This window comes from Terrisporobacter mayombei (assembly GCF_020748465.1).
Lineage (GTDB): Bacteria > Bacillota > Clostridia > Peptostreptococcales > Peptostreptococcaceae > Terrisporobacter > Terrisporobacter mayombei.
This window is the reverse complement of the sequence record NZ_JAHZMP010000002.1, coordinates 205760-222947: the sequence shown is the minus strand read 5'-3', so window position 1 is coordinate 222947 and position 17188 is coordinate 205760. Positions and strand designations below refer to the sequence as shown.

Below are 17188 nucleotides of genomic sequence, written 5' to 3'. Positions count from 1 at the left end.
TAAGTTTATTATACAGAACAATAATCATATATAACACTTACAGTTTATGAAAGGTTTGTCTATAAATTAAAAAACCGTATCACTTACTTGTGATACGGTTTTCTCTATCTTACTCTACGAAGGTTATATTTTTGAATTATTATCAAATTATTTTGCTATTTTGTTTTTCTTATGGACACCTTGTACCCTAAGTTAACTATTAAATTATATAAAATATTAGCTTTTGATTTTCTTAATCGAGTAGTTATTGATTTTAAGGAATAGAAATTCCTTCTAAACCACATATACCCATCAAATAATTCCTCTGCACTCATATTTTTAGGTTTAAATGCTACTCTAGTTTTTCCATTATAATATGACCAATCATTAGTTAATAATCGTCCTTCTTCCTTTAGTTGATAATATAGTGATGTTTTGGGAAGTGGTGTTAGTATACTAACTGTAACTCCATCAATTCCTAGGTAATTGCACATATGTAAAGTTTTTTTAAATACTTCTTTTGTATCAGTATCAAATCCAAATATTATTCCAGCTTGTATACAAATTCCATATTTTTGAACAGAATCTATTAGCTCTTTATATTTATCTACATTATTCAATCCTTTGTTTACACTCTCTAGAGTTTCTTTTGAAAAAGACTCTAATCCAACAAAGAAATAAATACATCCTGCCTTTTGAGCTAACTTCAACACTTCCTCATCCTTGCATCTTTCTAAAGTAACCTGAGCTGCCCATTTTTTATTTAATTTACTAAGCTCTTTTAATAATTCTTTTGCATATTCAAGATCTCCAAAGAAATTATCACCCCAAAAAACAAAAAACTTACTTTTACTATTTTTAATATCTTTTATTACTTCATTTATTGGCCTTTTCCTAAATGAGTCTTCGTATATTTGCTTTAGATTGCAATAAGAACAACTATAAGGACATCCTCTTGTTGCAAAAACTGCACCTTTAGTAAACCATCTTCCTTTTATTAAATCCCTTCTTGGTATTGGAATTCTCTCTAGTGTTGGAATGTTTAAGCATCTATACTCTGTATCATAACTTCCTTGATAAAAATCATCTAAAAATCTTGGCCAACTCTCTTCAGCTTCCCCTATAATTACTACATCACAATGTTCTTTTACTTCTTCTGGTAAGAGCGTTGCATGCGGTCCTCCAAAAGCAACCTTACTTCCTTTATCTTTAAATATCTTTGCAATATTATAGCAATGAGGCGCATTTGCAGTATTAACTGTAACTACTACTAAATCATAATATTTTTCAAAAGGTATTTTTTGATTATATTCATCTATTAGCGTAATATTATATTTATTTTCATCAATAAATGCTGCTAAATAAGGCATTGTTATTTGTATAAAGTTATTTATCTGCCTTTTTCTAAATCTGTTAATCTCCTTGTTTTCAGGAGTTATCATTAATATACTCTTTTTCATGTTTCCTCCAAATAATACTTTTTACATACAACTTGCTATACTTCTCCTCTTTTAGTTCATATTATTTATAATAACATAGAATTAATAACAAAGAACCGTATCCCTTATTTGTGATACGGTTCTTTGTTACACCTCTAACGTAGGTGGTCTTATACGAAATTAATTCTAAAGTGGTTTTACATAAATATTCTTCGATAATTCTCTAAGTTTGTTTATATCTAGTATATATATTTTTTTATCACCACATTTTATAATTGATTTTGATTCCATTTCTTTAAGAGTCCTGTTCAAATGTCTATATGTTGTGCCTAAAAATTGGGCAATCTCTAAATATGATGAATTCAAAATTATATAATTTTTGTCTGTAAGATGTTCAACTAAATAACTAGACACCCTATTTATAAGCGGATATACAAAATTATAGGAACTATTATTAATAGTTCCATAAAGTTTTTCACTCAAAGAATCTACCAAATGGTGCAAAAGCTTTACGTTATCATAATGCTTTTCTCTAAGTATAGTAGAAGGTATTGCTATTAAATAAGTGTCTTCTACTGCATCAACATTACAAAGTATAGGCATATCTTTTAAAAGTTCTAAGTCTCCTATTGTATTAAAATCTTTATAAAACTTTAAAGTCATTGACTTTCCATTCTCAAAAGGATAATAAATTTTAATTTTTCCATCAACAAGTAAATAGTAATACTCCATAATTTCGCCTGACTCTAATATGTACTCTTCACTTTCATAGAAATGTAGTTGTGCATATTCTAATATTTCATTATCAAATATACTTTCTATATTGTGCTTTTTAATATAATTATCTAAAAGCTTATTATCAGAAACTCTTTTCATAACTCCTCCTAACATGACCAATGTCATGTTCTAACTTTTATAAATATATTATTTTATTTATAGAAGTTTGTAAAGAGAGACTGGAGGATATATTATGAAATATGAAGTTATATTATTTGATGCAGATGAAACATTATACGATTTTAAAAAATCTGAAAGAGAAGCATTTAAAAACACAATGCTTAAGTTCAGCATAAAATATGATGAAGCTTATCATTTAAAAATTTATCAGGAAATAAATACGGTTCTATGGAAAGAATTTGAACAAGGGCTTATTACGCAAGAAAAATTAAAGGTAGAAAGATTTAAAAGATTATCAGATAGATTAGATGTAAATTTTGATGAAACTAACTTTGCAAAATTATATATGGAGTATTTAGCTGATGCATCATTTTTATATGATGATAGTATAGAGCTTATAGAAACTTTAAACAAGTCTTACAGACTTGCTATAGTAACTAATGGCCTTACCTTAGTTCAAGATAAAAGAATAAGAAAATCTGTTGTAGCAAAATATTTTGAGACTATAGTAATATCTGAAGAAATATTAATATCAAAACCAAATCCTAAGATTTTTGAACATACCTTAAACAATATAAATTTCTTTGATAAAAACAAGGTTTTGATAGTAGGGGATAGTTTAAGTTCTGATATACAAGGTGGTATAAACTTCGGTATAGATACCTGTTGGTATAACCCTAAGAAAATTATAAATGAAACTTCAATAAAACCTACCTATGAGATTTCTAATTTTGATGAGCTTAAGTCTTTGCTACTTAATTCATAAAAATATTCATAAATAAAAAGTATGTATCAATTTTTACATTGATACATACTTAACTTACATTTGTAATATTTTTATTTGTATTCTTTACTTATGATGTGACTCTTTATCATATCTAAAAATTAGATTGTTCTATCACATAGCTCTAGCAGGAAATATTGCATCTAAAACTCCAATAACAACAGCTGCCAATACTGCCCCTAAAATAGATACTCCCATATTAGGAACGAAAAATTGTGTTGCATATATTATTATTGCTGCGATTATAAAACCTTTTATTCCTTTTCCAAAAGGAGATGCATCGACTCCCATAAATAATTCTACAAAATAGTCTAATAGAGATATTATAACAGCAGCTAATAAAAATGACCACATTCCTCTAATAGTAAAGCCTGGAGTTAAATATGAGGTTATCATTAAAATAACCGCAACTAATATAAATCTTCCTATCCATCTTATTATACTACCATTATTTCCTTTTTCATTGTAATCATGTTCCATAGAAAACACTCCTTTAATAAAATAATGTTGTGCATTTCTCATAAAATTTATAAGTTATTATTATAAGTTAACCATTCTATCAGATAATATTCCTTATAACATTAGTAAAACCTAAAATTAATAATTTTTGTATAATTTCAGGTTAAATTCTGTATAATATAAAAAATGAGCAAAACCCTATTTTGCATGGTTTTACTCATTCTTGTTAACATTCTAAGTATATAAAAATTATTGTGATACTTTTTCACATCTATTCTTTATACTTACTCTTATGTCTTCAATTCTTCTTTTATTTACATTCTCAATTAAAAACTTAACATCCTCTAATTCGATTTTTCTACCTTCTTCTGGGAAACCACCTAGCAATGTAAGTAGGTATCCATTTAAGGTATCGTAATCACCTTGTTCTATATCTATATCAAATTTATTGTTAAATTCATTTATTGTCAAATATCCTTTTACAATAAAATTACTATCATCAATTTGTATTATGGTAGATTCGGTTTGATCGTATTCATCCTCAATATCTCCCATAATTTCTTCAATTAAATCTTCTATAGTTACTAATCCTTCTACTCCACCGTATTCATCAATTAATAATGCTAGGTGTACTTTTTTATCCTTTAGAAGTTTAAATAACTCGTTTGTTCTAATTGACTTTGAAACAAAATATGGCTCATGAAGCATTGTTTTTAAGTTTATGTTTTCAAATCCAACCTTTTTAGCTTCTGCTAATAAGTCTCTGACATATAATATACCTATTATATTATCCTTATTGTCCTCATATACAGGTATTCTAGAATATCCTGAAGTTATTACACCTTCTAATGTATCTTCTAAGTCGTCATCAATGTCTACTGCAAATATATCATGTCTCGATGTCATAATTTCCTTAGCAGTTTTATCATTGAATTCAAATATGCTATATATCATTTGTTTTTCTTCACTTTCAATACATCCATCTTCTTGAGATTGTGATATCAAAGATCTAATTTCTTCTTCAGAGACACTCTCCTCAATATCTGTATCATTATTTCCTGTCAACTTTAAAACCACACTAGTTGAAAACGATAAAAGCTTTATAAATGGTTTTGTAATTTTAGATATAATGTAAATTGGCTTTACTGAAAATAAAGATATCTTTTCTGATTTTTTCAGGGCAATTCTTTTAGGTACTAATTCTCCAAATACTAGTGTAAAGTATGAAAGTATTAACGTTACTCCAACCATACATATTTCCTTAGAATAAGGTATGCTTAGTGGAGCTAATACCCTTGAAAGGTTTGTAGATATTCCTGTGGCAGCAGATGCACTTGAGAAAAACCCAGCTAAAGTTATACCAATTTGAATAGTTGATAAGAAATTACTTGGATCTTCCATTAACTTTTCAAGCAATTGAGCTTTCTTGTTTCCGTTTTCACTTAATTGTTTTATTTTTGACTTGTTCACAGAAACTATAGCCATTTCTGCTGATGCGAAAAATGCGTTAATAGCAGTAAGCAATGCTATTAAAATTATTTGAGGCATAAAGGCCCCGGGGTCTGAATCTAAATTATCCATTTCTTCCTCCTTAAAATAATAAATAACCATCAGAAACACATTGTTAAAACTAATTAATACATTCCTGAAGGTATAGTTAAAAATTTTATTTTTGCAAATAGCATAAATAAAATTTTAAATAAAGATTCATTAAATACCACTTGGTAAATTTTTATTTAATGTACATTATAATCTATCAATTAACTTTTATCAATATTTATATATATTAAAATATTCTAACTAAATTAAAAAATTACAAAAATATGTAAAAGCCCTTTTAGTTATTTTTTAATTCCTAAAAGGGCCTTTTATTATTTATTAGATAAATTATTAATCGATAATTTGTTTATTCTTTTTCTGTCACATTTTAATATAGTAAACTCATAATCTTCATAAGTAAATTTATCATTAACTTGTGGATATGACTCTAATTGAGTATAAGCCCATCCTCCCATAGTATCGATATTTTCCTCTTCAATATCTATATGTAAAAGTTCGCTTATATCTTCAATAAGTACCTTTCCATCCACAATATAGCTGTTATCTTCTGTTTTAATAATTGCATCTTCTTCCTCATCAAACTCATCTTGAATTTCACCCACAATTTCTTCTAAAATATCTTCGATCGTTACTAAGCCAGCAGTTCCTCCATATTCATCAATAATTAAGGCCACTTGGCCTTTATCTTCTTTAAATATTTTAAGAAGTTCACTTATTGACATAGATTCTGGAACAAATTTGATATCACGAATAATATTTTTTATATTTTGATTATTACCTTCAATCTTTTGCTTATATAAATCCTTAATATGTATAAATCCAATAACATTGTCTTTATTACCTTTACATACAGGATATCTAGTAAGCTGTTCATTAAATGTGTAAAGTATAATATCGTCAAAAGAATCTTCTATGAAAATATTTCTAATATCAGTACGTGGTACCATTATTTCTTTTACAGTTTTATCAGTAAAATCGAATATATTAGATACAAGATTTAATTCAGTTTTATCTACTAAACCGTGATTATAACTTTCTTCAACTAATAGCTTTATTTCTTCATCAGTATGAACAGATTCATGTTCATCAACTTGAGAAAGTCCAAATACCTTTAGTATCCAATTAGTGCTATGGTTAAATATCCACATAACTGGATAGGTTACTTTATAAAAAAGTATAAGTGGAAGAGCTGTACTTAAAGCTACCTTTTCTGAACTTATAATTGCCAGTGATTTGGGAACCAATTCCCCAAGTACAATATGAAAACCAGTTATAATTGAAAATGCAATAACAAATGAAATTGAATGTGTCAAACTTGACGGCAAATGAAATAGATTAAATATTGGCATTAACAGGTGTAAAATAGCAGGCTCTCCTACCCATCCTAGTCCTAAAGATGCTAAAGTTATTCCAAGCTGACAAGCAGATAAGTATGAGTTTAAGTCTTTAACAATAATTAAAGTATTCTTAGCACGTTTATTACCTTGAAGTATCAATGTTTCTACTCTAGATTTCCTCACTTTTACCATAGCAAACTCTGTTGCAACGAAAAATCCATTTAAAAATACAAGAAAAAATACTAAAAGTATATTTATAAAAATAATCATATATATTGTTCACCTCTAAAATTAGTATAAATACAAATTACTCTATAACATATTATTAACATTTTACGATTAAATAAAAGTATAACTATTTGATAAATTACTATTTTTAGTTTTACTTTATTTTATGCCTTGATATCTGCTATATAAGCCTGTTTGTGAATTCTAAGTAATTTATTTGAAATTTCATCATATAATTCTATAAAGTTCATAAAAGGAGTGATAAATAAATATGCCTGATATTCCTAACCCATATCCATATCCTTGTATTATGCCAACGCCAATGTACAACATGTTCTCATACCCTTTTTGGGGTAACCAACAAATGTATAATATGTACCCATCCCCTTTTGAATACACTAAACCAGTATATAAAAGAGCTGATATTCAATTGAAGGATTATGGTCCAAATCCTATTGTGATTAATATTGAAGATGCAACCAAACAAAACAATACTTTCCGTACAGCCTTGTGGACAGGGAATAATTTGCAAGTTACTCTAATGAGTATTGATATTGGTGATGAGATAGGTCTTGAAGTTCATACAATGGGAGATCAATTTATAAGAATTGAAGATGGTGATGCACTTGTTCAAATGGGAGATAGCCAAGATAATCTTAGTTTTCAAAAAAAAATATCTGCAGACTATGCTATTATGATACCTGTTGGCACGTGGCACAATGTTATAAATATAGGAAATAGACCACTTAAACTATATGCTATCTATGCTCCACCTGAACATCCAAAAGGTACAATACATCAAACTAAAGCAGATGCGGAAGCTGCAGAGGCTGGTGGACATGAACTTAGATATTAATTAATTGCAAAGTGTAATAGGAGCTAAATAAAATATTTTATTTAGCTCCTATTTTAATATAAAAAACTATTTCTCTATGAAATCAAAAGACTTTAGTTCGATTTAATTATATTAGTTTATAGAAATATAAATATGAATTTCTTGATTTTGCATATCTTCTGTATTGTTTTGATATTCTTCAAAATCACAAGAATACTTTCTATCTAAATCCATTTGCCATAATTTCATCCAAAATTCCCCTACTAAATTTTGAACATCACCATTTATAATAAATTTAGCATATTTTCCACTGGGGATTGTTTTGCTTACTAATGGATCTTCTATACTATCAATTTTGTTCACTTCACAACAACAAAGAAAGTTATATGGCTGGCTAAAATCAACCTGATAGTCTGTATATAAGCCAATAGTTTTATTATCTTTTCTGTTTTTTATCTTTTCATAGTGGCCTTTTATAAAAAACTCTTCCCATAATATTTTAATATCTTCAACTGCCTTATTGTTGTTATTAGTAGTTTCTTTTACTAAACCCACAACTTGTTTTTCTTCTAAATTAACTATTTCATAATTCATAAACAATTCTCCTATCTACTTTTTCTTAAAGTATATCTAAAGTGATATGACACAAGTGTGTCATATTATAAATATTTATTGAAATAAAGTCACAAAAAAATAGTATTAATATAGTATGAACTTCATGTATATAAAAAAGCTATGGAATTAGTGTTTATACTCACTAATTCCATAGCTTAAGTTCTATAATCCTAATAATTTTTTATTTTCTTTAAATTAACTGTTTATTCGTTGCAATCTATTAAAATTGTATATTCTATCCCATTATTAATTTAATAGATCTTTCACAGCTTCTTTTTCTTTATCACTAAATTTTTGTTTAAAGTATATTGGTGTGTCATTAACTTTTTTCATTCTATTCCCCATAACTAACTTATCTCCAATTTATAACTATTATTCACTTACTCTGCTTTACAATTTATTAAATCTGTTTATTTCTCCATAACATAATTCTGTAACAACACCCCATTTCTTTCTACATTCTGTTTCTTAATAACTTTGTACCCTCGTTTCTCAAAAAATGGCTTTGCCGTAATTGAAGCATGTGTAGTTACTTTACCCACTCCAAAAATGTATTCCAATTTATCACAAATTGCAGTAGCAATTCCCTGATATTGATAATCCTTATGAACGTATAGCCTATCCAGATATCCTGTAGTATCTATATCACCAAAACCAACTATAATATCATCCTCAACTGCAACAACTGAAAAATGTGACAATAGAGATTGATTCCATTTCTCTAAATCTACACTCCCCGCTGCCCATACATTCAACTGTTCTTCTGTATAATCTTTTGCATTAATGGAATACACTGTATTATAAAACAGTTCTGCTGAATCTTTACAATCTGATGTTTCATACCTTCTTATAAGCATTCCTAATCTCCTTCATAAATCCCTATTTATAGACGTAAATATATTAAATATATTTTAATAAGAGCAAAAGAATTTTGCAATATAAAATATAGTATCTTACATACCCCATCTAATGAATTTTTAATACTTATCTCTCATTAACACTCCTGTAAATTCCTATTTTTCAATCGGCTCTACTTATTGGAATTTATACAGATTTTACACAGTTTTTCAATCCCTATTATATCCTTGCAATTTAAAACGTATCACTTAATTGTGATACGTTTGCCGTAACTTGTACTACTAATCAAAATTAGCATCCTTACTTGTGAGGTAGCCATTGTTATTTATTCTAAATAACTAAGCTTCATCCTTTTGAGCTATTTTTTCTGTCGATTTTTTGTCTATTTCTTCCTTCAGCTCTTTTAAATAAGGAGAGAACTCCACCTTATCCGCACCATAAGTAAACTGTAAGTCATATTCTAGCGGAATCCAAGTACTAATATCCGCCTCGTTATGCTGAATGACTGCTTCTAAGCTATCTAATGCTTTGTAAAGCTTTGCTTCATCAGTCTTACGTTCATTCATTTCCTTTAAAAGCTCTGTGAATTCCTCACGATAAGGAGTAGGGAAAGTTGCAATCCATTGGAAAAATATCTCATCCTCTTTTTCACTATCTTGTTCTTTCTTCTCAAAAGTGGGAATATCACCAGTAAAGGCTTCCCCTAAATCATGAATCAAACACATATGAATTACCTTGTCCATATCAATCTTTGGAAATTCATCACGCATTAATAATGCCATTAATGCAATACGCCAGCTATGTTCTGCTACACTTTCATGGCGTCCGCTCGATGTCCATGAGTGCCTAGTATTGCATTTTAGTTTTTCTGCTACTTTTAATATTTCCAGAAATGTTGATGTATTCATACAAAGTTCCCCCCTAGAATTTTTATTTATGAAATATTATAACAAATATATATAAATAAGACCATGTCCATTTGGCTAAAAGTAAACTTTCTTTTACTATATAACCGCCCCTAAATTAATATCATCACAATTTGCAATAGATAATACATCATTCTTCAGTTAGTTTATATGAAGGGTGATATAAACCTGTTGGCTCATAGAATTCATCACGAATATAAATAAATCCCAATTTTTGTAGTACTTTCTGAGAACCTTTATTATTTGGATTATGTCCAGCAAACAAATTCTCGGCTTTGAGTATATTAAAAGCAAAGTTTATAACAGCTCTTGCTGCCTCTGTTGCATATCCTTGATTCCAATATTTCTTTCGTAAATGAAAGCCTATTTCGTACTCATTAGAACTACGAGGTCTCAATCCACAGCATCCTATCAGTTCATTGGTATCAAGCTCAAATATTGGCCAATATTGAACTTGATATTTCTCTAAATTAGATATTTCAATATTAAGACGATTAATAATATCTTTCTGAGAGAATATGCCTGAAGCACAAATATATTTCGTTACTTCCGAATCACCCCATAATAATCTTGCAAGTTCTTGGTCTCTACAATCCCATTTCGAAAAACCTATCCTGTCTGTTTTTAAAAAGAACTCTCTCATAATATTTCAACTCCTGTTAGATACCTATTTTTAGATATACTCTACTATATAAATTTTATTCATTCTTGTTTTTGTTACTATCGAGTATTACTCCAATAAGCAAACCAAGAGACAAACCAATGGCTAAATTTTTAAATACTAAACCAAGAGTAACGCCAATGCATAATCCTAATGCTAAATAACTTATATCCTCATTTTTCATATTTTCTACTCCTTCAAATTTCTATTTATCTATATAGTATCAAACGTTTCTTTATTTAGCATTATATAACAGTTGCGAACTTTGATCATATTTATATATGTTATTGAACTTTTATCCAAATTAAAATACCAATCTATTGAAAGTCATTTAGCAAGAACTGATTAATCATTATAATATTGAAAAAAATGTGAAACTTCAATATTTATATCACTCTATGAAAAACTTCTTGAGCAAATAGTATAGGTACATTTTTATTTCTTTCAAATATATCTCTATAGTTTTCTACAGGAACCTTCTGCTCCCCTACATTTGGAGATACTTCTATAGTTAGTCCTGGTTTTTCATAATTTTCAATAAACCAATCTTTATATCCACTACCTGTGACAGGTTGTTTTTCTTCTTCTTCTAGGACATATCCTGTCTCTTTAGATATTTTACTAGCTATAGCTAAATCTCTTTCTATATTTAATTGATTATACTGATAGTAAATTATCTCTCCTGAAGAATGATAAGAAATTGTACCATCAAATAGATATTTTTCTGTCAAGCATTTTAAAGCATAGGTTTCTGGTTCTGAGAAATAATATGGACCTTTATAAAAAGCATATTGTGGATAGGTTACACTATCATCAGCTGGGTACTTGGTTGGATAATTTCTATTTAAATCTACTCCATTTATATTAGCTTTCCAACGTGGAAACAATTCTTCTTTTAGATAAGGTTTATATTTATACTTTGGGCATACATATTTACCTCCGTTTATTACTAAATCTGCACCATCTGGATTAACTAATGGCACTAAAACAAAAGTTACATATTTCAAGAGTTTATGTATACTCATATTATTTATACTTTTGTCCATTTTATATAATTTTAAAAGGTAGTTAATTTGGTCTAGTAGCAATATGGTTGTAATTGCTTCTCTAGCATGATGTGTTCCTTGAATTAATATTTTTGTACTTCCTTCCCCTATAGTTATAGATAGTATAGGTGTTCCTTGTACCGATTCCCCTATTTTATTTAGACTTAATAATTTTTTATTATGCTTGCATAGATTATAAATAGCTTCGTTGATGTCTTTGGAAAAGTGGCTGGATTGGTATAAGTTTATATAACTTTTAATGCATCTATTTATCATTTTATCACTCCATTATTACATTTTTGTGCATATATAATATATATTCTATGATATTTAAATAAATTCACTGTATAGATAGAAGCAATGATTTTTCTAACCTTAGGTTGCATTTTTTAAGGTGTATTTATATACTAGCTCTCTATATTTGTTCTTCTCTTATGTACTAATTTTAAATTATTCTAGTTTTTAATTAAAATATTTCCAAAAGGGCAGGATGCCCTACTAAATTCATTATTTTCCTCCCCAAAATTAGAAAAGAGCTTTTCATGTGTTTACACCAAAGTGCACAACCATCTAAGCTCTTTCCATAATTATGTGTTCTTAATATTTATTTACCCTTCAACAGCTGTAGGAGTATAATTTTTTCTTTCACTTACACGCAATACGATACTGTCTGGGTCAATCTGTAATTCAATTTTGTCACTCTTTAGTTCAGGAATTTCTCCAACAGTTAAAGCAGTCCCTGCCTTCATTCCATCAACGTCAATAGTTATGGTATCAATCATATCTTCAGGTAGAGAAGCATATGGGATTTCAAGATGTATTCTTTCCAGTATCCCTGCGATTTTATCATCATTGGTAATAATGATATGAATTAAACTGTTGACTTTTTCGTCTGCAGTTAACGCTTGAAAACTGATGTGTAAAATTTCACTGTTAACTGAATTCAAAGATTTTTCCTTAATTTGTACCGGTACTGTTTTCCCATCGATATTCATCATCAGTTTACTGCCTTCACGTTTAAGACGAATCAATTTGCGTGCAACGGTTTCTTCCATTTGAATAGAGATTGATTCTGGCAAAGAGTTACCAAACACATCTCCAGGAACCATCCCGAGTCGTCTCATTTTTTTTGCCTTTACATTAAAATCACGTTTTTGAACATTAATAGTTTCCATTTTGTTTCCTCCTAATTGTTTTATTATATATGCTTAATTGCAGCGTCGTGCGTTGCAAAGAAACAGGCGATAGAAGTGAGGCTTTTATTACTCCTTGTCACAGCTTACCTACCATTTTCTTTATGTAATGCATTGTTACTTTCCTCAAATTGCTTCATTTAATCAATATTAAACTTGATTTCCAAAAGCAGTTCAAAGTAAAAGTCTGAATATTTTTGACTTTAACTTAATATTTACTTCCCAAACTAATCAATCTCTTTTCGAACCCTAATAAAAAAAGAAGAGCTCTTTATACAACGCAATAAGCGCAATACCAAAAGCCCTTCTTTAAAGACGGTTCTTTTTATTTACAATGTTATTTTTTATTTACAATTAAGTATAGTATATAATAGTTCCCATTTAAAAACAAGGGGGCATCTTTCCTTTCGTGTACCCTTCTTGAAACTGTGTATAATGTAATTATTATATATATTTATTGCTGATCTCCATTTCATTATTAACATATACTTCACAAGAACGCATAGCTTGAATTGTTTCTTCAAACAATTTATCTAACTCCCATCCAAGCATCTCTGCACCTTGTTTAATTACATCACGTGAGCATCCTGCTGCAAATTTCTTATCCTTGAATTTTTTCTTAAGACTTGAAAGTTCCATATCCATAACACTCTTAGATGGACGCATTCTTGCAGCTGCACCAATAAGTCCGGTAAGTTCATCCGCTGCAAACAATATTTTTTCCATCTGATGCTCTGGTTTAGGCAGTTCTCCTAAGCAAAGTCCATATCCATGGCTAGCTACAGCTCTTATTAATTTTTCATCAATGCTTCGTTCTCTCATAATTTCTTGAGTTTTGTTACAATGTTCTTCTGGATACATTTCAAAGTCTAAATCATGAAGCAACCCAACCATAGACCAAAATTCTAATTCATCCCCATATCCTAGTTTCTCTGCAAAGTACTTCATAGCTCCTTCAACTGTTAAAGCATGTTGAATATGAAATGGCTCTTTATTATATTCATTAAGTAAACTCCATGCTTCTTCCCTTTTTATCATAATAATACACTCCTTTAAAATTATAAAATATAATTCAGAAATTAATCTGTACTAAAATACTTCAGTTCGCTATTTATAAATGTCAAAATAAATTTTTTCTATTTATTTTCCTTGTTTCATTTAAGCGGTTACTGTATAATAGTTTACAAACGTTAAATATATTTATCGTTAGTTTTATTTTACTTTTGTTAAATATATTTGTCAACACTATTATAGGAGGTTATACCTTAGTGGATATAAATTTTATTATTGCACAAAATCTAAAAACACTTCGTATGGAGAGAAATTTAAGCTTAGGTCAACTTGCTGAATTATCTGGTGTAAGTAAAGTCATGCTATCTCAAATCGAAAAAGGTGACACTAATCCAACTATAAACACTTTATGGAAAATAGCTAATGGGTTAAAAGTTTCTTATACCTCATTACTTGAACAAAAGGAGCATGATACCCATGTTATAAGGAAAAGGGATATTGAAGCTCAGCTTACTGAAGAGGGTCACTATCGAGTATATTGTTATTACACAAGTACACCCTATCGTAATTTTGAACTTTTCCAAATTGAAATTGATGAAGGTTGCACATATAAATCCGTAGGTCACTCTGAAAAGTCACAGGAATATATCATGGTTTTAGAAGGGGAATTGACATTAGAAGTAAACAATGAAACTTATACGCTAACTGCTGATGATTCAATAAGCTTTTCTGCATCTAGCCAACATCTATATGTTAATAGTGGAAAAGGGACTTTAAAAGCTACTATAACAAATTTTTATTCTGCTTAATATTAGGTAGGATCATCTAAATTATAATATAACTTAAAGCAAAAAGAATATTTATGTCATTCAAGTTAACAGCATAAATATTACCTCATTGAAATAGAAAAAGGAATACTCAAAGTTCTTGTTACTTTAAGTATTCCTTTTGTTATATTATCCTTACCTAATTTAGAAATTATCATCACTGCTCTTTTGATTTCGCAACATACCACATTTATTTTCTGGTAAATACTCAAATTTATGTTTGCTGTATAACAAATCAGCAGGATTATTTGCTATTAAACAAATATAGCTATCCTCATATGTATTTTTATCAAAGTAATTATCTAGCTCTTTCATTATCAAATCTGCTAATCCCTTTCTACGATAGTTTTCATCTACCATAATGTCACTTACCACATAGGTTATACCACCATCACCTACTATTCTTCCAAAAGCAATTAATTTATCTTTATCATATATTGATATTGTAAATAAAGAGTTTTGTAAAGCTATTTGACTTCTTTCTAAATCTTTACTTCCCATACCTGAACGCAATCTTAGACTCACATAATCTTTGGCAGTTGGTACTTCATAAATAAGTTGTGTATCCATAATTCACCTCAACAAAAATTATTATTTAACTATTTCCTATTATAATAAAATTGTATCCTAAATTGTATATTTAAGTGATACTTTTATGCGATTATTACCTTTTTTATTGGTACAGTTAATAATGTTGTTCCATTAATAGTGGCTTTGTCTGTATTTCCTACAAGATTAATAACAGTATTGTCAGGCAATATTAAAGTCATTTTTGCCTTTCCACTTTTTACTGATAAGATATATAGAACTTTCAAATCAATATCTGAACTATTTTCATATGTCCAAATAGTTCCACTTCCACTTAATTTAAATAATTTCTAACAAGTGTGAGTCGAATTATAGTTTGATTACATACTAATTATAACATTAATTTTTTAACTTCTTTTAACCACTCTTCTCTATCTATATCCCATTCTATTTTTGATTCGTTGGCAATTTCCTCAAGAGCTGCTTCCTATATAGCTGACTTATCTCTATCATAAAAGAAAAGATAAGTGCTATATTAAAACTTTTTAAATACTCTAACTTTGGAAGCTATAATTTTTATGCTCCAAATTTATCAATTTCCACATTAGAATCTTTCTTTGATGACATTTTAGGCCAACCTAGTAATATAAACACTACTCCAAATACTACCATTAACATAGAATACCAGCTGTAAGGTAAAATTGAAGCTGGTGATATACCTGCCAATGCACCTGCTGTTAGTAATTGACTTCCATATGGTAGTAACCCCTGGAAAGCAGATGAGAATAAGTCAAGAATACTTGCTGTTCTAGCTCTTGGTATATTATATTCATCAGCTATATCTCTGGCTATAGGTCCTGCTGTTATAATTGATATAGTATTATTTGTTGTTGATATATCAATTAAACTTACTAATGCTGCTATTGATAACTCTGCACCACGAGCAGTTTTAGTCTTTTTAGTTAAATTATAAAGTAACCAATCTATACCACCAAGATAATTCATTAATACAACTAAACCACCAACTAAAATAGCTATTAAAGACATATCTTCCATCCAAGTCATACCTTCATGAATAATAGCTAAAGATCCTATTAAAGTAAAATCTCCATGCATAACCCCTATTACTACACCTACAAGCACACCTACACTCATAACTGTTATAACATTTGCTCCTAATAGTGATAATGCAATAACTATTACATAAGGGAGCATGTTTACTAGATTGTATTCTCCCCTCACTCCATCGAATGAACCACCTGTTGTTTGTAAAGCTAATAAAATTAAAGTAATAACAACTGCTGGTAAAACCATTAACATATTTGCCTTAAATTTATCTCTCATTGGTATATCTTGAGTACGAGTAGCTGCTATTGTAGTATCTGATATAAATGATAAGTTATCACCAAACATAGCTCCTCCTACAACAACTCCACATACTAAAGCCATGCTAAATCCTGTTGCATTAGCAAGAGATATGGCAATTGGCATTAAAGCTGATACTGTCCCCATTGAAGTTCCCATTGCAAAACTTAATATACATCCTATAAGAAATAAACCAGGTAATACCATATTAGATGGTAATATACTTAAACAAAAGTTTGTAATAGAATCACTAGCATGCATTGCACCAACTATTCCATAAAATGCTCCTGCTAATAAAAATATTACTACCATAAGTATTAATGTGTCATCTCCTGCTCCCTTACAAAGCATGGTAACCTTTTCTTCAAAAGATAACTTCTCTTCACCTTTTTTATTTAAGACTAAAGCTACACCAATTGCAATTGTTATGCCTATCATTAAAGGCATGTTCTCAAAACTTCCTGTGCCTATACCAATTGCAAAGTATAAAATTAAAAATACGCATAATGGCACTAACCCTAAAAAACTCCCTTTTGATTTCTTACTATTTTCCATTTTACTCTCTCCTAAAATATTTTTCTAATTCTTACCTTTTTTACTTGATAAATGTATCACACAAATAAGGTACCAACAACAAAAG

The 17188-nt window shown here is 29.0% G+C and carries 19 protein-coding genes; 3 read left to right on the top strand and 16 right to left on the bottom strand.

All coding sequences use genetic code 11. The features are described from left to right. Positions 1 to 155 precede the first annotated feature (155 nt). Both K0039_RS07350 and K0039_RS07345 read right to left on the bottom strand, forming a co-directional pair. The gene (locus K0039_RS07350; RefSeq protein WP_228104404.1) at positions 156 to 1439 is read right to left on the bottom strand and encodes a B12-binding domain-containing radical SAM protein; all 1284 of its coding nucleotides are present in this window, start codon (positions 1437 to 1439) and stop codon (positions 156 to 158) included. Positions 1440 to 1604: 165 nt separating this feature from the next. Beyond that, the gene (locus K0039_RS07345; protein WP_228104403.1) at positions 1605 to 2294 is read right to left on the bottom strand and encodes a Crp/Fnr family transcriptional regulator; all 690 of its coding nucleotides are present in this window, start codon (positions 2292 to 2294) and stop codon (positions 1605 to 1607) included. Positions 2295 to 2388: 94 nt separating this feature from the next. Here K0039_RS07345 and K0039_RS07340 point away from each other — a divergent pair, with 94 nt between their 5' ends. After that, the gene (locus tag K0039_RS07340) at positions 2389 to 3081 is read left to right on the top strand and encodes a YjjG family noncanonical pyrimidine nucleotidase (protein WP_228104402.1); all 693 of its coding nucleotides are present in this window, start codon (positions 2389 to 2391) and stop codon (positions 3079 to 3081) included. A gap of 132 nt (positions 3082 to 3213) precedes the next feature. Here the strand turns inward: K0039_RS07340 and K0039_RS07335 are convergent, their stop codons facing one another. The 3 genes from K0039_RS07335 to K0039_RS07325 form a co-directional block, all read right to left on the bottom strand. Next, complete coding sequence (locus tag K0039_RS07335) at positions 3214 to 3579, bottom strand: phage holin family protein (RefSeq protein ID WP_228104401.1); 366 nt, start codon at positions 3577 to 3579, stop codon at positions 3214 to 3216. A gap of 228 nt (positions 3580 to 3807) precedes the next feature. After that, positions 3808 to 5139, bottom strand: coding sequence for a hemolysin family protein (locus K0039_RS07330; protein ID WP_228104400.1), 1332 nt, complete (start codon positions 5137 to 5139; stop codon positions 3808 to 3810). Positions 5140 to 5429: 290 nt separating this feature from the next. After that, on the bottom strand, positions 5430 to 6725 hold the full coding sequence (locus tag K0039_RS07325) for a hemolysin family protein (protein WP_228104399.1): 1296 nt from the start codon (positions 6723 to 6725) through the stop codon (positions 5430 to 5432). Between the two features lie 229 nt (positions 6726 to 6954). Here K0039_RS07325 and K0039_RS07320 point away from each other — a divergent pair, with 229 nt between their 5' ends. After that, complete coding sequence (locus tag K0039_RS07320; RefSeq protein WP_331476726.1) at positions 6955 to 7539, top strand: cupin domain-containing protein; 585 nt, start codon at positions 6955 to 6957, stop codon at positions 7537 to 7539. A 111-nt stretch (positions 7540 to 7650) separates the two neighbouring features. Here K0039_RS07320 and K0039_RS07315 read toward each other — a convergent pair whose 3' ends face one another. From K0039_RS07315 to K0039_RS07280, 8 genes are all read right to left on the bottom strand, one after another. After that, positions 7651 to 8112: a GyrI-like domain-containing protein gene (locus K0039_RS07315; RefSeq protein ID WP_228104398.1), complete on the bottom strand. Its 462-nt coding sequence runs from the start codon at positions 8110 to 8112 to the stop codon at positions 7651 to 7653. A 431-nt stretch (positions 8113 to 8543) separates the two neighbouring features. Continuing rightward, positions 8544 to 8990, bottom strand: a complete 447-nt coding sequence (locus K0039_RS07310; RefSeq protein ID WP_228104397.1) for a GNAT family N-acetyltransferase — start codon at positions 8988 to 8990, stop codon at positions 8544 to 8546. A 339-nt stretch (positions 8991 to 9329) separates the two neighbouring features. After that, positions 9330 to 9899: an HD domain-containing protein gene (locus K0039_RS07305; RefSeq protein WP_228104396.1), complete on the bottom strand. Its 570-nt coding sequence runs from the start codon at positions 9897 to 9899 to the stop codon at positions 9330 to 9332. 148 nt (positions 9900 to 10047) lie between these two features. Beyond that, entirely contained in the window at positions 10048 to 10560 is a 513-nt protein-coding gene (locus K0039_RS07300) for a GNAT family N-acetyltransferase (RefSeq protein ID WP_228104395.1), read from the bottom strand. 55 nt (positions 10561 to 10615) lie between these two features. After that, positions 10616 to 10762, bottom strand: coding sequence for a glycine zipper domain-containing protein (locus K0039_RS07295; RefSeq protein WP_228104394.1), 147 nt, complete (start codon positions 10760 to 10762; stop codon positions 10616 to 10618). A gap of 202 nt (positions 10763 to 10964) precedes the next feature. Beyond that, a complete protein-coding gene (locus K0039_RS07290; RefSeq protein ID WP_228104393.1) occupies positions 10965 to 11900 on the bottom strand; it encodes a M14 family zinc carboxypeptidase in 936 nt (311 codons plus the stop codon). Positions 11901 to 12232: 332 nt separating this feature from the next. Next, entirely contained in the window at positions 12233 to 12799 is a 567-nt protein-coding gene (locus K0039_RS07285; RefSeq protein WP_228104392.1) for a 50S ribosomal protein L25/general stress protein Ctc, read from the bottom strand. A gap of 462 nt (positions 12800 to 13261) precedes the next feature. Beyond that, complete coding sequence (locus tag K0039_RS07280) at positions 13262 to 13855, bottom strand: hydrolase (RefSeq protein ID WP_228104391.1); 594 nt, start codon at positions 13853 to 13855, stop codon at positions 13262 to 13264. Between the two features lie 230 nt (positions 13856 to 14085). On the opposite strand from K0039_RS07280, the gene K0039_RS07275 reads away from it, so the two are divergent. Beyond that, positions 14086 to 14637, top strand: a complete 552-nt coding sequence (locus tag K0039_RS07275; RefSeq protein WP_228104390.1) for a helix-turn-helix domain-containing protein — start codon at positions 14086 to 14088, stop codon at positions 14635 to 14637. Positions 14638 to 14799: 162 nt separating this feature from the next. Here K0039_RS07275 and K0039_RS07270 read toward each other — a convergent pair whose 3' ends face one another. The 3 genes from K0039_RS07270 to K0039_RS07260 form a co-directional block, all read right to left on the bottom strand. Further along, positions 14800 to 15225 (bottom strand): GNAT family N-acetyltransferase, encoded by a 426-nt coding sequence (locus K0039_RS07270; protein WP_228104389.1) that lies wholly within the window; start codon positions 15223 to 15225, stop codon positions 14800 to 14802. A gap of 83 nt (positions 15226 to 15308) precedes the next feature. Further along, positions 15309 to 15470, bottom strand: coding sequence for a hypothetical protein (locus K0039_RS07265; RefSeq protein WP_228104388.1), 162 nt, complete (start codon positions 15468 to 15470; stop codon positions 15309 to 15311). Between the two features lie 289 nt (positions 15471 to 15759). Continuing rightward, positions 15760 to 17103: a Na+/H+ antiporter NhaC family protein gene (locus tag K0039_RS07260; protein ID WP_228104387.1), complete on the bottom strand. Its 1344-nt coding sequence runs from the start codon at positions 17101 to 17103 to the stop codon at positions 15760 to 15762. Between the last annotated feature and the right edge of the window lie 85 nt (positions 17104 to 17188).

What these genes read in the sequence shown, in the direction of transcription:
- K0039_RS07290 (WP_228104393.1), bottom strand. Translation starts at nt 11,900, where the DNA reads ATGATAAATAGATGCATTAAAAGTTATATAAACTTATACCAATCCAGC.
- K0039_RS07260 (WP_228104387.1), bottom strand. Translation starts at nt 17,103, where the DNA reads ATGGAAAATAGTAAGAAATCAAAAGGGAGTTTTTTAGGGTTAGTGCCA.
- K0039_RS07325 (WP_228104399.1), bottom strand. Translation starts at nt 6,725, where the DNA reads ATGATTATTTTTATAAATATACTTTTAGTATTTTTTCTTGTATTTTTA.
- K0039_RS07335 (WP_228104401.1), bottom strand. Translation starts at nt 3,579, where the DNA reads ATGGAACATGATTACAATGAAAAAGGAAATAATGGTAGTATAATAAGA.
- K0039_RS07350 (WP_228104404.1), bottom strand. Translation starts at nt 1,439, where the DNA reads ATGAAAAAGAGTATATTAATGATAACTCCTGAAAACAAGGAGATTAAC.
- K0039_RS07285 (WP_228104392.1), bottom strand. Translation starts at nt 12,799, where the DNA reads ATGGAAACTATTAATGTTCAAAAACGTGATTTTAATGTAAAGGCAAAA.
- K0039_RS07270 (WP_228104389.1), bottom strand. Translation starts at nt 15,225, where the DNA reads ATGGATACACAACTTATTTATGAAGTACCAACTGCCAAAGATTATGTG.
- K0039_RS07315 (WP_228104398.1), bottom strand. Translation starts at nt 8,112, where the DNA reads ATGAATTATGAAATAGTTAATTTAGAAGAAAAACAAGTTGTGGGTTTA.
- K0039_RS07330 (WP_228104400.1), bottom strand. Translation starts at nt 5,139, where the DNA reads ATGGATAATTTAGATTCAGACCCCGGGGCCTTTATGCCTCAAATAATT.
- K0039_RS07280 (WP_228104391.1), bottom strand. Translation starts at nt 13,855, where the DNA reads ATGATAAAAAGGGAAGAAGCATGGAGTTTACTTAATGAATATAATAAA.
- K0039_RS07345 (WP_228104403.1), bottom strand. Translation starts at nt 2,294, where the DNA reads ATGAAAAGAGTTTCTGATAATAAGCTTTTAGATAATTATATTAAAAAG.
- K0039_RS07300 (WP_228104395.1), bottom strand. Translation starts at nt 10,560, where the DNA reads ATGAGAGAGTTCTTTTTAAAAACAGACAGGATAGGTTTTTCGAAATGG.
- K0039_RS07310 (WP_228104397.1), bottom strand. Translation starts at nt 8,990, where the DNA reads ATGCTTATAAGAAGGTATGAAACATCAGATTGTAAAGATTCAGCAGAA.
- K0039_RS07295 (WP_228104394.1), bottom strand. Translation starts at nt 10,762, where the DNA reads ATGAAAAATGAGGATATAAGTTATTTAGCATTAGGATTATGCATTGGC.
- K0039_RS07305 (WP_228104396.1), bottom strand. Translation starts at nt 9,899, where the DNA reads ATGAATACATCAACATTTCTGGAAATATTAAAAGTAGCAGAAAAACTA.
- K0039_RS07320 (WP_331476726.1), top strand. Translation starts at nt 6,955, where the DNA reads ATGCCTGATATTCCTAACCCATATCCATATCCTTGTATTATGCCAACG.
- K0039_RS07340 (WP_228104402.1), top strand. Translation starts at nt 2,389, where the DNA reads ATGAAATATGAAGTTATATTATTTGATGCAGATGAAACATTATACGAT.